Source organism: Variovorax sp. OV084 (assembly GCF_900111625.1).
Classification (GTDB): domain Bacteria; phylum Pseudomonadota; class Gammaproteobacteria; order Burkholderiales; family Burkholderiaceae_C; genus Variovorax.
Map to the genome: position 1 here is coordinate 241,645 of NZ_FOII01000002.1, position 14,958 is coordinate 256,602.

15 protein-coding genes are annotated in these 14,958 nt (G+C 64.3%); 3 read left to right on the forward strand and 12 right to left on the reverse strand.

Features of this window, described 5'->3' with window-relative positions; translation table 11 throughout:
* Positions 1-18 precede the first annotated feature (18 nt).
* From lysS to BMW87_RS07470, 3 genes are read left to right on the forward strand one after another with little or no spacing between them, the layout of a single operon-like run.
* Positions 19-1,557: a lysine--tRNA ligase gene (lysS, locus tag BMW87_RS07460; RefSeq protein WP_093075573.1), complete on the forward strand. Its 1,539-nt coding sequence runs from the start codon at positions 19-21 to the stop codon at positions 1,555-1,557.
* A complete protein-coding gene (locus BMW87_RS07465) occupies positions 1,554-2,834 on the forward strand; it encodes an Hsp70 family protein (protein WP_371258797.1) in 1,281 nt (426 codons plus the stop codon). The genes lysS and BMW87_RS07465 overlap by 4 nt, the downstream gene beginning before the upstream one ends.
* On the forward strand, positions 2,831-3,349 hold the full coding sequence (locus BMW87_RS07470) for a M48 metallopeptidase family protein (protein ID WP_093075576.1): 519 nt from the start codon (positions 2,831-2,833) through the stop codon (positions 3,347-3,349). The genes BMW87_RS07465 and BMW87_RS07470 overlap by 4 nt, the downstream gene beginning before the upstream one ends.
* On the opposite strand, the gene BMW87_RS07475 is transcribed toward BMW87_RS07470, so the two are convergent.
* From BMW87_RS07475 to BMW87_RS07530, 12 genes are all read right to left on the reverse strand, one after another.
* Positions 3,350-4,165, reverse strand: coding sequence for a glycosyltransferase family 2 protein (locus BMW87_RS07475; RefSeq protein WP_177192747.1), 816 nt, complete (start codon positions 4,163-4,165; stop codon positions 3,350-3,352). It lies immediately after the preceding gene.
* A 13-nt stretch (positions 4,166-4,178) separates the two neighbouring features.
* Entirely contained in the window at positions 4,179-4,853 is a 675-nt protein-coding gene (locus tag BMW87_RS07480; protein WP_093075580.1) for a class I SAM-dependent methyltransferase, read from the reverse strand.
* Positions 4,854-4,978: 125 nt separating this feature from the next.
* Positions 4,979-6,058, reverse strand: a complete 1,080-nt coding sequence (nagZ, locus tag BMW87_RS07485) for a beta-N-acetylhexosaminidase (RefSeq protein WP_093049463.1) — start codon at positions 6,056-6,058, stop codon at positions 4,979-4,981.
* Entirely contained in the window at positions 6,055-6,447 is a 393-nt protein-coding gene (acpS, locus tag BMW87_RS07490) for a holo-ACP synthase (protein WP_093049461.1), read from the reverse strand. Before acpS ends, nagZ begins: the two co-directional genes overlap by 4 nt.
* A gap of 13 nt (positions 6,448-6,460) precedes the next feature.
* Entirely contained in the window at positions 6,461-7,228 is a 768-nt protein-coding gene (locus BMW87_RS07495; RefSeq protein ID WP_093075582.1) for a pyridoxine 5'-phosphate synthase, read from the reverse strand.
* Complete coding sequence (recO, locus tag BMW87_RS07500; RefSeq protein WP_093075584.1) at positions 7,225-7,998, reverse strand: DNA repair protein RecO; 774 nt, start codon at positions 7,996-7,998, stop codon at positions 7,225-7,227. The genes BMW87_RS07495 and recO overlap by 4 nt, the downstream gene beginning before the upstream one ends.
* Position 7,999: 1 nt before the next feature.
* On the reverse strand, positions 8,000-8,965 hold the full coding sequence (era, locus tag BMW87_RS07505; RefSeq protein ID WP_093075586.1) for a GTPase Era: 966 nt from the start codon (positions 8,963-8,965) through the stop codon (positions 8,000-8,002).
* Positions 8,966-8,972: 7 nt separating this feature from the next.
* Positions 8,973-9,659, reverse strand: a complete 687-nt coding sequence (rnc, locus tag BMW87_RS07510; protein ID WP_093049449.1) for a ribonuclease III — start codon at positions 9,657-9,659, stop codon at positions 8,973-8,975.
* 17 nt (positions 9,660-9,676) lie between these two features.
* Positions 9,677-10,045 carry a DUF4845 domain-containing protein gene (locus BMW87_RS07515; protein WP_093075587.1) on the reverse strand — a complete coding sequence of 123 codons (369 nt, stop codon included), beginning with the start codon at positions 10,043-10,045 and terminating at the stop codon, positions 9,677-9,679.
* Between the two features lie 39 nt (positions 10,046-10,084).
* The gene (gene lepB / locus BMW87_RS07520; protein WP_093075589.1) at positions 10,085-11,056 is read right to left on the reverse strand and encodes a signal peptidase I; all 972 of its coding nucleotides are present in this window, start codon (positions 11,054-11,056) and stop codon (positions 10,085-10,087) included.
* 8 nt (positions 11,057-11,064) lie between these two features.
* Positions 11,065-12,876, reverse strand: coding sequence for a translation elongation factor 4 (gene lepA, locus BMW87_RS07525; protein WP_093049440.1), 1,812 nt, complete (start codon positions 12,874-12,876; stop codon positions 11,065-11,067).
* A gap of 522 nt (positions 12,877-13,398) precedes the next feature.
* Positions 13,399-14,880 carry a DegQ family serine endoprotease gene (locus tag BMW87_RS07530; protein WP_093075590.1) on the reverse strand — a complete coding sequence of 494 codons (1,482 nt, stop codon included), beginning with the start codon at positions 14,878-14,880 and terminating at the stop codon, positions 13,399-13,401.
* Positions 14,881-14,958 lie beyond the last annotated feature (78 nt).

A 14,958-nucleotide genomic window follows, 5' to 3' on the forward strand; every position in this document is an offset into this window, starting at 1 on the left:
GCGCGCCACCCGCCTCCCATGTCCGATCAAAAGACCCCCTCGCCTCCTCCGCCCCCCGTCGACGAAAACCAGCTCATCGCAGAACGCCGCGAAAAGCTTAAGCTGCTGCGCACGGCGCAGGCCGAGGGCAAAGGCGTTGCGTTCCCGAACGACTTCAAGCCTGGCCACCGTGCGGCGGCACTCGCCGAGGCGCATGACGCCACCGAGGCCGAAGCCCTCGAGGCGCAAGCCGTTGCAGTGAGCGTAGCCGGCCGGATGATGCTCAAGCGCGTGATGGGCAAGGCCAGCTTCGCCACCCTGCAAGATGCCACCAGCCGCATCCAGCTCTACGTGACGCGCGACGCGGTCGGCGAAGACATCTACGCCGACTTCAAGCGCTGGGACCTGGGTGACATCGTTGGCGCCGAAGGCACGCTGATGAAGACCAAGACCGGCGAGCTGTCGGTCAAGGTGACCAAGCTGCGCCTGCTCACCAAGAGCCTGCGCCCGCTGCCCGACAAGTTTCACGGCATGGCCGACCAGGAGCAGAAGTACCGCCAGCGCTACGTCGACCTGATCACCGACGAATCGGCACGCGTGCGCTTCACCGCGCGCAGCAAGGCCGTGAGCGCGCTGCGCGAGTTCATGGTGGCCAACGACTTCCTCGAAGTCGAGACGCCCATGCTGCACCCGATTCCGGGCGGCGCGAACGCCAAGCCCTTCAAGACGCACCACAACGCGCTCGACCAGGAGATGTTCCTTCGCATCGCGCCCGAGCTGTACCTCAAGCGCCTGATCGTCGGCGGCTTCGAGCGCGTCTTCGAAATCAACCGGAGCTACCGCAACGAGGGCATCTCGGTGCGGCACAACCCCGAGTTCACGATGATGGAGTTCTACGCGGCCTACTGGAACTACCGCGACCTGATGGACTTCACCGAGACGCTGATCCGCACCATCGCCGACAAGGCCGTGGGCACGCAGCAGCTCACCTACCAAGGCAAGCCGGTCGACCTGACCCAGCCCTTCGAGCGCCTGACGATCCGCGAGGCGATCCTGAAGTACACCGAGGCCGGTGATGGCGTCGACGACGCCGCCTGGCTCATCAACGCCCTGCGCAAGATCGGCCTGAGCGAAGAGAAGGACAAGCTCTCGCAGCGCAGTTTGGCCAGCCTGCAGGTGATGTACTTCGAGGAGACTGTGGAAGAGAAGCTCTGGCAGCCGACCTTCATCATGGAGCACCCGACCGAGATCTCGCCGCTGGCGCGCGCCAACGACGAGCGCCCCGAGGTCACCGAACGCTTCGAGCTGTACATCACCGGCCGCGAGTTCGGCAACGGCTTCAGCGAGCTGAACGACGCCGAGGACCAGGCCGCGCGCTTCAACGCGCAGGTGGCCGCCAAGGACAGCGGCGACGACGAAGCCATGTACTACGACCACGACTTCGTGCGTGCGCTCGAATACGGCATGCCGCCCACCGGCGGCTGCGGCATCGGCATCGACCGGCTGATGATGCTGCTGACGGATTCGCCGAGCATTCGCGACGTGATCCTGTTCCCGGCGCTGCGCAGGGAATCTTGAGCGTGTTGTCACCGTCGTCGCTGCCGACGATCGGCATCGACTTCGGCACCTCCAACTCCGCCGTGGCCTGCCGGGTCGATGGCGAGGCCCGCCTGTTGCCCATCGAAGGCGCGGCCACCACCCTGCCCACCGCGATCTTCTTCAACGCCGAAGACCGCACGACCCACTTCGGCCGCGACGCCATCGGCCAGTACCTCTCGGGCACCGAAGGCCGCCTGATGCGCTCGCTGAAGAGCCTGCTCGGCAGCGCGCTGATGCAGGAGAAGACCGCGATCTACGACGGCCTCGTGAGCTTCGAGGACATCATCGCGCGCTTCCTGCGCGAACTGGCCGTGCGCGCCAGCCGCGAGCTCGGCCGGATGCCCGAGCGCGTGGTGATCGGACGGCCCGTGCATTTCGTGGACGACGATGCCAGGCGCGACGAGCGTGCCGAAGAGAGCCTGCGCCACGCAGCGCGCGCGGCGGGGTTCCGCGAGATCGCCTTCCAGCTCGAACCTATTGCGGCCGCCTTCGACTACGAGCAGCGCATCGTCAAAGAGTCGATCGTGCTCATCGTCGACATCGGCGGCGGCACCTCTGACTTCACCGTTGTGCGCGTCGGCCCCGAGCGCGCCGCGCGCGAGGACCGCAGCGACGACGTACTGGCCACCAGCGGCGTGCACATCGGCGGCACCGACTTCGACCAGCGCCTGAACCTCGAGCGCGTGATGCCGCAATTCGGCTTTCGCCACCACGGCCCGCAGGGACGCGAAGTGCCGAGCAAGGTGTTCTTCGAGCTTTCGTCCTGGCACCTGATCAACTGGCTCTATGCTGCCAAAGCGGTGCGCCAGGCAAAGGACTTACGCACAAGCTACAGCGACACACAACTGCACGATCGGCTGATGACCGTGCTCGAAGAGCGGCACGGGCATCGCATCGCGAGTGCGGTGGAAGCGGCCAAGATCGATGCCTCGGTGACCGATGCGGCGACGGCCATCGACCTCTCCTGCGCCGAACACGGGCTGGTGGCCTCGCTCACGCCGGACGATATGGCACAGCAGCTGGCCGGACCGCTCGAGAACGTGATCGCGTGCGCACACGCCTGCGTCAAGCGCGCGGGCCTGCGCAGCGGCGACCTCGACGCGATCTACCTCACCGGCGGCTCTTCTGCGTTGCGCCCATTCCAGCACGCGCTGCGCAAGAGCTTCGCGGGCGTGAACCTGGTCGAGGGCGACCTGTTCGGCGGCGTGGCCACGGGGCTGGCCTGCGCGGCGCGCACGGAGCGCCGTCGCGCATGAAATACCTGGCGGGCTATCCGGCGCCCCTGCTGGACCAGGTCCGCCAGCTGATCGCCGAGGACAAGCTCGCCGTGCTGCTCGGCAAGCGCTATCCGGACGGAGTGCACAACGTGCAGACCGACCGCGCGCTCTACGAGTACGTGAACGAGCTCAAGAGCGAGTTCATGCGCAAGGCCGAACCGCTGTCGAAGGTGATGTTCGACAACAAGCTGCACGTGATCCGCAACGCGCTGGGCACGCACACCACGGTGTCGCGCGTGCAGGGCGGGAAGCTCAAGGCCAAGCGGGAGATCCGGGTGGCGAGCCTGTTCAAGGGCGTGCCGCTGGCCTGGTTGCGGATGATCGTCGTGCACGAACTTGCCCACATGAAGGAGCGGGAGCACGACAAGGCCTTCTATGCGTTGTGCACGCACATGGAGCCGGACTACCAGCAGCTTGAATTCGACCTGCGGCTGTATCTGACGCACCTGGACATGAACGGCCGTCGGCTCTGGGACGCCAGCTCCCGGCCCTGATCAGTCGGACGCGAAGAACGCGGACAGCTCGCGCGCCAGCACCTCGACCTCTTCCTGGGATATGGTCTCGATGGCATGCGACGCACGCAGGTTCTCGGTGCCATGAAGGCTCTCGATCAATTCATTGCGCGAACCCGAATCGTGGTGCAAGTGGAAAAGGGGCACGTGCATCGAGTGCCAACGCAGACCCAGCCGCCCTGCCCTGCGCAGCAGTTCATCGTCCTCGCCGCCCCATCCTTCCAGGCGTGCGTTGTACCCGCCGACTCGGATGTACTCGCTGCGCTTGAACAGCACGATGCCCCCATTGGCATTCGAGTACAGCACGCCGGCATCCGGAGGCAGTTGCTCCACGTCGATCGATGCGAATCGGGCGTAGTCGGGCAACTGCATGAAATCGCGCTTGAGTTCACCCGTCACGTTGATGACGCTCCAGTAGGGGCACAGCACCTCGCTGCTGTCCCGGTCCAGCAGCACATCGACACAGCCACGCAGCGTTGAAGGCTGGGCAATGGAATCGGCGTCGTGGAAGCAGATCACAGGGCTGCGGGCCAGCCGGACGCCCGTGTTGTAGAGCATCGACTTGGGAAACGGCCCACCGTGATGGATGAAGACATGCCGGATCTTCGGATCGCACAGCCGCTGCCAGTCGAAGCGCGGCGCCGTCGCCGCCTCCATCAACCACAGCCGGTAGTCGGTATAGGTGTAGGCCAGATGCGCCAGCACGGCATAGAGGTTCTCGCGCCGCTCTTCGGTCGCCTCCCTGTACGAAACGATGATGTCTATATCGCGAAGGGAGATCTTGTCGGTTGCCGTCATGAAACAACGTCCGTCAGAAGGGGCGGTACAGCACGACGTTGTGTTCGTCGGCCGGCTCCTTGTAGCGCGTGTCATGAATCGTCAGGTTGACGGCCTGCTTCTTGTCGCTGGAATGGTCGTTGAAAATTCCCGCTCCATTGACCGCACTCACTACCTCTGCCAGACCCGGCCCAGCCCAGTTGTCGTGCCCCCTGAGCAGATAGAAGTGCATCACGCCGCACTGCTGGTGCGCCCAGTAGTCGTGCCAGCCGAACGAATCGGGACGCCACAGCGAGTTGTGACCTTCGAAGAAGATGGGACGGCTCATCGGCATGCATTCCGGCGTGGAAATGATGAGATAGCGGGAGCGGTAGTTGAGAAATTCCAGCAGGTCGCGGCCTTGCGAATGGAGCATGTGCTCGATGACATCGCCCAGGATCACTACGTCGTAGAGATCGCCGCTGCGTTCATAGAGCTTGTCGGCCGCGATCGGAAGAATCTGGTGGTAGCCGACCTCGCGCAGTTGAGGGAACGCCACTTCGTCACACTCCAGCGCGGTCAGCTCGCATTCGGGCACGACGTTCTTGAGCAAGGCTCCATATTTGCCGCCCCCGGCACCGATGTCCAGGATGCGCTTGGGATTGATCGTCTTGACGACGTGCTGCGTCAAGCTGTCGAAAGTCAGCCAGGATTCGCCGATGTGCGCCATGAGAAATGTCCCCCGAAACTGCCCGATTCAGAACATTTGACTCTATAGGACGGCGCGGCTGACTTATCTGGCGTATTTGCCAGCTTGTTCACAAATGCGCCAATTCCGGATCGGCTGGACAGCCTTCAAACGTCCGTCATCCGCCTCGCATCGCGGTACCCGCGCGAAGCGACGAGCGTCGACCAATCGGGTGCGGCGCCCTGCGGCAGCAGCGCCTGGCGGCGCGCTTCGCTGCTCGCGTCCGGCAGCCATCGGCCCGCGCGCGCGGCAGCCTCGAAGCCCTCGAGAAAGTCGTCGAGCAGGCTCCCCTCGCCGATGCTCTGGTTGCACAGCAGCGCCATGTCGCATCCGGCTTCCAGCGCGGTCAGCGCCGCATCGGTATAGCTGAGCAGCCGGCCATCGATGTAACGGCCCGCCTCCATGCTCAGGTCGTCGCTGAACACGGCGCCGTCGAAGGCAAAGCGCTGCCGCAGGATCGCCTTGAGCCATTTCGACGAAAACCCCGCCGGCCGCTTGTCGACCTTCGGATAGATCACGTGCGCCGGCATCACCGCGCCGAGCGTGCCCGACAGCCAGTCGTACGGCCGTGCGTCGTCGTCAAGGATGGCCTTGAGGCCGCGCTTGTCCACCGGGATCTCGACATGCGAATCGGCCTGCACGAAGCCATGCCCCGGAAAATGCTTGCCGCAGTTGCGCATGCCCATCTGCAGCATGCCGTGCATCACGCTCTTGGCCAGCAGCGCCACCACGCGCGGATCGCGATGAAAGCTGCGGCTGCCGATGACGCTGCTGCCGCCGTAGTCCAGGTCGAGCACCGGCGCAAAGCTGAAGTCGACGCCGCAGGCGCGCAACTCGCCCGCCAGCACCTGTCCGACCGCGGTCGCGGTCTGGGTGGCGCGCATGGCGTCGCGCATCCACAGCTCGCCGAGTGCGCGCATCGACGGCAGGTGCGTGAAGCCGTCGGTGCGAAAGCGCTGCACGCGGCCGCCCTCGTGGTCGACGCAGATCAGCAGGTCGGGGCGGATCGCCTTGATCTCGGCATTGAGCGCGGTCATCTGCGCGCGGTCCTGCCAGTTGCGGGCGAAATGGATCACTCCGCCGACCAGCGGATTGGCGAGGCGACGGCGGTCGGCGTCGTTGAGCTCGGTAGCCGCCACATCGATGATCAGCGGCGCATGGGGGCGAGCGGCGGGCCCGGCAGTCATAGCTTCTCCACCACCACGAAGCTCGCGGCGTATTCGGTTTCGTCAGTCACGGTCACATGGGCCGTGAGGCCCTGCGCCTCGAACCAGTCCTTCAGGCCGCCATGCAGCACGATGACGGGCTTGCCACTGCGCAGGTTGGCGATCTCGCACAGGCGCCAGCTCATGGGCATGCGCATGCCCAGGCCGATGGCCTTGCTGAAGGCCTCCTTGGCGGAGAAGCGGGTCGCCAGATAACTCAGGCCGCGCTTGGGCCAGCGTTCGCTGCGAGCCTTCCAGACTGCGAATTCAGCGTCGCTCAGCACCTTGCGGGCAAAGCGTTCGCCCTGGCGCTCGAAGGTCGCGGCAATGCGACGCAGGTCGCAGATGTCGGTGCCAATGCCGTAGATCATGCGGCGCCGGCGCTCATTGCGCCTCGTTGATGCAGCGCAGGTAGTCGCGCGTGGCGGCCGTATAGCCAAGCTCGAGCGCGTCGGCCACGAAGGCATGGCCGATCGAGACCTCCTGCACGCCAGGCACGGCACGCAGGAAAGCCGTCAGGTTGTCGCGGCTCAGGTCGTGGCCGGCGTTGATGCCCAGGCCTGCGGCATGGGCCGCGCGCGCCGTGTCGGCATAACGCTGGAGCACGGCCTTCTCGTCGGGCGTTCCGCGCGATGCGGCATAGCCTTCGGTGTAGAGCTCGACGCGGTCGGCGCCCACGGCCTTGACCGCCGCCATCATTTCGGGAATCGGGTCCATGAACAGGCTGACGCGCACGCCCAGCGCCTTGGCTTCGGCGATCAGGGGGCGCAGGCGCTCGGCGTCGTCGGGGAAGGTCCAGCCGTGGTCGCTGGTCGACTGGGTTTCGCTGTCGGGCACGAAGGTGGCCTGGTGCGGCCTCAGCGTGCGCACGAAATCCATCAGGTTCTGGAAGGGGTTGCCTTCGATATTGAATTCGATCGCGGGCCAGTCTTTGGCGAGCAGCGCCGACAGGTCGCTCACGTCGTGTGCGCGAATGTGGCGGGCATCGGGCCGCGGGTGCACTGTGATGCCGTGCGCGCCGGCTGCCAGGCAGGCCTGGGCAGCTTTCACCACACTCGGGATGCCCAGGTGGCGCGTGTTGCGGACCAGGGCCACCTTGTTGAGGTTGACGGACAGCGAGGTGGCAGTGCCGGTGGTGCCTGAAGTGCTCATAGTGCTTGCAGATCTCTCATCATTTGCCGCGTGCGCAGCGTGGACACGCCGCAATGGTAGTTGAGCAAGGTGCGCAACTGGTTTCGCAGGGCACTGTTGCTGCCGGCGTTCATGGTGGCAATTTCACGCAACGTGGCGGTAAAAGGGGCGCGGTCGTCGAGAACTGCCTGCAGAGCCTGCCAGTCGGCGCCATTCAGCGCGGCCTCGTCGTCGGCGGCTTGGCGCAGGCCGGCTTCCGGCACGAGGCTGTAGCGCTGCTCGGCGGCAAGCGGCTCCAGCGTGAGGGTCTGCACATCGAGCGACGGCAGCAGGCCGACCTCGCGCAGCAGCAGCAACTCGAAAGCACGCAGCGCAGCAGCCTGGGTCGCGGCCTGCGCGCCGACGTGATCGCCTGCCAGCACCTGAACGACCCCGGCGTAGGCATCGAACAGCGCTTCATGGGCATCGTCACGCGCCAGCAGGCGCAGCAGCAGCTCGTTGACGTAATAGCCCGACAGCAGCGCCTCGCCGGTCGGCATCACATGGCCGCCCATCCATTCGGCGCCCTTGAGCGTGCGGATTTCGGCGTCGCCGCCGTAGTTGAGCTGCAGGGGCTGCAACGGCAGCAACACCGGCCGGAAGTTGGAACTCGGCCGCTTCGCCCCCTTTGCCACAAGCGCGATACGCCCGTGGTGGCGGGTGAAGACTTCGAGAATCAGGCTCGACTCGCTCCAGTCGTAGCGATGGAGCACATAGGCCGGTTCGTGCGAAACGCGGTGGGCAGCGGCCACTTCATTCGTAGCCGAACGAACGGACACGGGCTTCGTCGTCGGCCCAGCCCGAACGCACCTTCACCCACAGTTCGAGAAACACCTTGGCGTCGGCCAGCTTCTCGAGCTCGACGCGGGTTTCCATGCCGATGCGCTTGATGCGCTCGCCCTTGTCGCCGATCACCATGGCCTTGTGGCCGTCGCGTTCGACCACGATGGTGGCGGCAATGCGCAGCAGGCGCTTCTGGCCCTTCTTCTGGGGCGGCTCTTCCTCGAATTTGTCGATGATGACGGTCGAGGTGTAGGGCAGCTCGTCGCCGGTGAGGCGGAACAGCTTCTCGCGCACGAGTTCGCCGGCAAGGAATTTCTCGCTGCGATCGGTCAGTTCGTCCTCGTCGTAGAACCAGGGCTGTTCGGGCAGGTACTTCTCGCAGATGCCGAACAGGCGCTCGACGTCCTTGGCATTCTTCGCCGACATGGGCACGAACTCGGCGAAGCTGTGCTTTTCCTGCATGGTCTTCAGCCAGGGCGCGATGTCGCCGCGGCGGTGCACGTTGTCGAGCTTGTTGGCCAGCAACACGGTCGGAATGCCCTTGCCGAGCAGCTTGAGCACGCGCTCGTCGGCCGGCGTGAAGCTGCCGGCCTCGACCACGAAAAGAATCAGGTCCACATCGCCGACCGCGCCCTGCACCGTCTTGTTGAGCGACTTGTTCAGCGCGTTGGCGTGCAGGGTCTGGAAGCCCGGCGTGTCGACGAACACGAACTGCGTGGCGCCCAGCGTGCGCATGCCGGTGATGCGGTGGCGCGTGGTCTGCGCCTTGCGCGAGGTGATGCTGATCTTCTGGCCGACCAACGCATTGAGCAGCGTCGACTTGCCTACATTGGGCTTGCCGACGATGGCGATGAGGCCGCAGTGTTGGGGTCCGGTGGCAGGCGCATCGCCTGCAGTGTCTTCGGGTTCCGCTACGGGATTGATAGCATCGTTCATTCTGGTTTCACGCGGTGCCGCGTGCCTTGAGCCGGATCAACATGGCGGCCGCAGCCGCCTGCTCGCCGGCGCGGCGCGAGCCGCCGATGCCGCGTTCGCGAAGCCCCAACTCGGGCACCTCGCACTCGACATCAAAAGTCTGCTTGTGCGCTGCGCCCAGTGTGGCGGCCACGCGATACACCGGCAGCTTCATTTTGTGACCCTGCAGCCATTCCTGCAATTCGGTCTTGGGATCCTTGGCTGCGGCTTCCATGCGCGGATTGATTTCGACCGCCTCGTAGAGCCGGTGCACCAGCGACTGTGCGGCCGCAAAGCCGGCGTCGAGATAGACGGCGCCGATCAGCGCCTCGAGCGCGTCGGCCAGGATCGACGGCCGGTTGGGCCCGCCCGAGCGCGCCTCGCCTTCGCCGAGCCGCAGCAGCGGCGACAGCGCCAGCCCTACCGCCAGGCGGTGCAGGGTGTCCTGCTTGACCAGGTTGGCCCGCACGCGCGACAGGTCGCCTTCGGGCAGAGCCGACAGGCGCATGTAGAGCAGGTGCGAGACCGCCAGGTTCAGCACCGAGTCGCCGAGAAATTCAAGGCGCTCGTTGTGGTCGGCCGAGAAGCTGCGATGCGTGAGCGCGAGCTGGAGCAGCCGCGGATCGGAGAAGGTGTGCTGGAGGCGCGCCTGCAGCGCGGCGAGGCTGCCCTCCACCTTTTTGGGCGCCGTGTTCAGCGGGATTCGCCCTTGTACTTGAGCGTCAGGTAGGCCGGGCCGAACAGGGGGATCTCACGCTCGTACGAGTACGACACGACCACCTTGTCGCCGACCTTCTTGATGTCGAGATCCTTGCCGCTGACCGACTTGAAGTCGTCGATGGCCTGGGCACGATCGAAGATGGCGCGCACTTCAGGCACGGTCGTGCCTTCCTTGGCCTTGTTGACCGCCTTGTCGATGGCCTGCCATTCGATCAGCGTCGGGATGACCTGCGCGATGACCACGCCCAGACACCCGAGCACGACCGCGACGAACACCAAGCCGATGAACGAAATGCCGCGTTGTTGCGCAGCCCTGCTGCGAACGAACCGATGTGTTCTCATGCCCTCATACCCCTCGAACTGAACTATTCAGATGAATGCTTATTGAAACGGACCGATGCGACCCAGATCGCCGAAGTTCATCCAGACGAAGAACGCCCTGCCCACGATGTTCTTGTCCGGCACAAAGCCCCAGAAACGCGAGTCCGCCGAATTATCGCGGTTGTCGCCCATCATGAAATAGTTGCCGGCCGGCACCTTGCAGACCACACCCTCGACCGAGTAGCGGCAGTTTTCGATGCCCGGGAAATTGAAGCCACTGGCACCGGGAACGTAGGATGGCGTGGTTTCGTCGTTGAGGATCTTGTGCTGCTTGCCGCCGAGGTTCTCGGTGTACTGCTTGAGCAGGCGCATCGATTCGCCGTCGAGGTAGTCGGCATCCGACTCCTTGGACACCGGCTGGCCGTTGATCGTGAGCTTCTTGTTCAGGTAGGCCACCTCGTCGCCCGGGACGCCGACCACGCGCTTGATGTAGTCCATGCTCGGCTTGGGCGGGTAGCGGAACACCACCACGTCGCCGCGCGCCAGCGGCGTACCGTCGATGATCTTGGTGTTGATCACGGGCAGGCGCAGACCGTAGGTGAACTTGTTGACCAGGATCAGGTCGCCGGTCAGCAGCGTGGGCATCATCGAGCCCGACGGGATCTTGAAAGGCTCGTAGAGGAACGAGCGCAGCAGGAACACCACCAGGATCACAGGGAACAGGCCGGCGGTCCAGTCGAGCCACCAGGGCTGCATCAGCAGCCGTTCGCTCGCCTTCGCGTCGGCCGTGTCGACCTGCTTGATACCCTGCTCGGACAGGCGCGCATTGCGCTCGGTCAGCGAAGCTTCCAGCTTGGCGGCGGCCTGTTCGCGCCGGGGCAGGAAATAGAAGCGCTCGGCCAGCCAGTAGAGGCCGGTGACCACCGTCGCCAGGAACAGCAGCAAGGCAAAGTTGCCTTCGATCGCGTTGAAATACCAGGCGCCGACATAGGCGGCGAAGGCCGCGAGGACCAGGGTGGTGATGAATGCCATTTTTTTGATCAGTCTTCGACTTGCAGAATGGCGAGGAAGGCCTCTTGCGGGACCTCGACGGAGCCGATCTGCTTCATTCTTTTCTTGCCCGCCTTCTGCTTCTCGAGCAGCTTCTTCTTGCGGGTGATGTCGCCGCCATAGCACTTGGCCAGCACGTTCTTGCGAAGCGCCTTGATTGTCTCACGCGCAATGATGGTGACGCCGATGGCCGCCTGGATCGCAACGTCGTACATCTGGCGCGAAATGATCTCGCGCATCTTCGACACCACGGCCCGGCCGCGGTACTGCGACTGGCTGCGGTGCACGATGATCGACAGCGCGTCGACCTTGTCGCCGTTGAGCAGGATGTCGACCTTCACCACGTCGGACGCGCGGTACTCCTTGAACTCGTAGTCCATCGAGGCGTAGCCCCGGCTCACCGATTTCAGCTTGTCGAAGAAGTCGAGCACGATCTCGCCGAGCGGCATCTCGTAGGTCAGCATGACCTGGCGGCCGTGGTAGGCCATGTTCATCTGCACGCCACGCTTCTGGTTCGCCAGCGTCATGACGGAGCCGACGTATTCCTGCGGCATGTAGAGATGAACGGTGACGATCGGCTCGCGGATCTCCGCCATCCTGCCAACGTCGGGCATCTTGGACGGATTCTCGACCATGATCACTTCGCCGTCGTTCTTGACCACCTGATAGACCACGCTCGGCGCGGTCGTGATCAGGTCCTGGTCGAACTCGCGCTCCAGGCGCTCCTGCACGATTTCCATGTGCAGCAAGCCGAGGAAGCCGCAGCGGAAGCCGAAGCCGAGCGCCTGGCTCACCTCGGGCTCGTAGCGCAGCGACGAATCGTTGAGCTTGAGCTTTTCGAGTGCGTCGCGCAGCGAGTCGTACTCGCTCGCTTCGGTCGGGTACAAGCCCGCGAACACCTGCGGCTGGATTTCCTTGAAGCCGGGCAGCGCCTCGGTCGCCGTTGCCGCAGCGCCACCGGTGCCGGCCTTGATCAGCGTGACCGTGTCGCCGACCTTTGCAGCCTGCAGCTCCTTGATGCCCGCGATGATGTAGCCCACCTCGCCCGCTTCGAGCGAATTGCGGGGTTCGTTGGCGGGCGTGAAGACGCCGACGCTGTCGGCGTTGTACATCGCACCCGACGCCATCATCTTGATGCGATCACCCTTCGCGAGCCGGCCGTCGACCACGCGCACCAGCATGACGACGCCGACGTACGGGTCGAACCAGCTGTCGACGATCATCGCGCGCAGCGGGCCGTCGGGGTTGCCGCGCGGCGCGGGCATCCTGGCAACGATGGCTTCGAGAATGTCGTCGATGCCCACGCCGGTCTTTGCCGAGCACGGGATCGCATTGGTTGCGTCGATGCCGATCACGTCTTCGATTTCGGTGCGCGCGTTGTCGAGGTCCGCGTTGGGCAGATCGATCTTGTTGAGCACGGGCACCACTTCGACTCCGAGGTCGAGCGCGGTGTAGCAGTTGGCCACTGTCTGCGCTTCGACACCTTGCGATGCATCGACGACGAGCAGTGCGCCTTCGCACGCCGACAGCGAGCGGCTCACTTCATACGAGAAGTCGACGTGGCCCGGCGTGTCGATCAGATTGAGGTTGTAGACCTGCCCATCGAGTGCCTTGTAGTGCAGCGCAGCGGTCTGCGCCTTGATGGTTATCCCACGCTCTTTTTCGATGTCCATCGAGTCGAGCACCTGCGCTTCCATCTCGCGGTCTGCGAGGCCGCCGCAACGCTGGATCAAACGGTCTGCGAGCGTCGACTTGCCATGGTCGATGTGCGCAATGATCGAAAAATTTCTGATGTGATTCATCAACGGGAACGCTTAAGTACTTGAATTGGCTCGTGCGCAGAGTGCGACAGGCAAGAAAAAAGGGCGCGTCTTCTGGAGACGCGCCCTGAACCAACAAGCAATGGCAACTGCAGTAGTTGGAACTTCATTGTAGGCAAAAAGGGAAGCGCGTACATCCGGGAACGGGGTCCAAAGGGGTCGTTGCAGGTCCACAACATGAAAGATATGAACAGGTTATCAACAGGATCGGTGGAGCGGTCACTGAACAACTTGTGGGCGATCTGTGGAGCACCGGTGGACTGCTGTCTGACATCTCGCATGGTGAAGGTCAGGGCACTCCTTATGCGCCGACCGACCGCCGAGAGCGCCCTATTCTACCGAAATCCGTCCTTAGCCTCTTTAAAAGTTAGTGAGCACAAACAAAAATCGGCATTTCCGAGCCCTCAGATTTTTTTAGAGGCCGGCGCCTGAACGTCGTAAACACCTCAAAAAAACGGCCCCAAACCCGACTGCCGGGTGGGGCCACTTGACGCCAGCGCCAGATCAGCGTGCAGGGCGAATCAGCGCGTACTGCGCCCAATCGCCACGGCGGAACAGCACGCTGAGCGCCTTGCTCTTGTCGGCCTTGCCGATGGCGGACTCGAATTCGCGCGCATTCGACACCTCGACATTGCCAACCGACAGGATGATGTCGCCCTCGCGCAGGCCTGCACGGGCAGCAGCGTCACTGGCAGCATCGACCTTCACGCCGCCCTTCAGCTTGAGTTCTTTCTTCTGCGCGTCGGTGAGATCGCTCACAGCCAGACCGAGCGACTTGGCGGCTGCAGATGCGGGCGGCTTCGGCGCCGGCTCGTCGCGGTCGCCCGCACGCTTGCCCGGCTTGTCGGGCTCGATCTCGGCAATGGTCACGCTGAGGTCGCGCGAAGCGCCGCGGCGGAATACGGTGAGCGTGCTCTTGGTGCCCGGCTTGGTGTTGCCCACCAGGCGCGGCAGGTCGCTCGGCTTCTCGATGGGCTTGCCGTCGAACTTGGTGATGACGTCGCCCGGCTCGACACCGGCCTTTTCGCCCGGCGAGCCGGCTTCGACGCCGCGCACCAGCGCACCCTGTGCCTTGCCCAGGCCGATGGCCTCGGCCACGTCCTTGGTGACCTGGTCGATCTGCACGCCGATGCGGCCGCGCGAAACGCGGCCCGAGGTGCGCAGCTGATCGCTCACGCGAATCGCCTCGTCGATCGGGATCGAGAACGAGATGCCCATGAAGCCGCCCGAGCGCGAGTAGATCTGGCTGTTGATGCCGACCACTTCGCCGCGCATGTTGATCAGCGGGCCGCCCGAGTTGCCGGGATTGATGGCCACGTCGGTCTGGATGAACGGCAGGTACTCGCCGGTGTCGCGCTGCTTGGCGCTCACGATGCCGGCCGTGACGGTGTTCTCGAGGCCGAAGGGCGAACCGATGGCCATCACCCATTCGCCGACACGCAGCTTGGAGATGTCGCCAACCTTCACCGCTGGCAGGCCGGTGGCCTCGATCTTGACGACCGCGACGTCGGTGCGCTTGTCGGCGCCAACGATCTTGGCCTTGAACTCGCGCTTGTCGGGCAACGTGACCAGCACTTCGGAAGCGTCTTCGACCACGTGCGCATTGGTCATCACATAGCCGTCGGCTGTCAGGATGAAGCCGGATCCGACGCCACGCGGACGCTCTTCTTCCTGCGGCTGCTGCGGGCGCTTCGGGGTCGGGCCCTGACGCGGTTGGCCAGGCAGAGGCTGGCCGAAGAAACGGCGGAAGAACTCCTGCATCTCCTCGTCCATCTCGCCATTGCCACCGCGCTGGGCAACCTTCTCGACGGTGCGGATGTTGACGACGGAAGGGCCGACCTGGTCGACCAGATCGGTGAAATCGGGCAGCGTGCGTGTTTGCGCATGGACCGGCTCGACCGGAAGGAATGTGGCGCTTGCAGTCAGTGCGAGCGCGCAAGCCAGCAGACCGGAACGAAGCTTGTGTCCCTCGACTTTGAAGATCATCGGTTTTCTTTCAAAAGAACAGAGCGGCTGAAAACAAGTGCTATGAGTTTGCGCTGTGTGCTTGGTTCAGCGCAATTG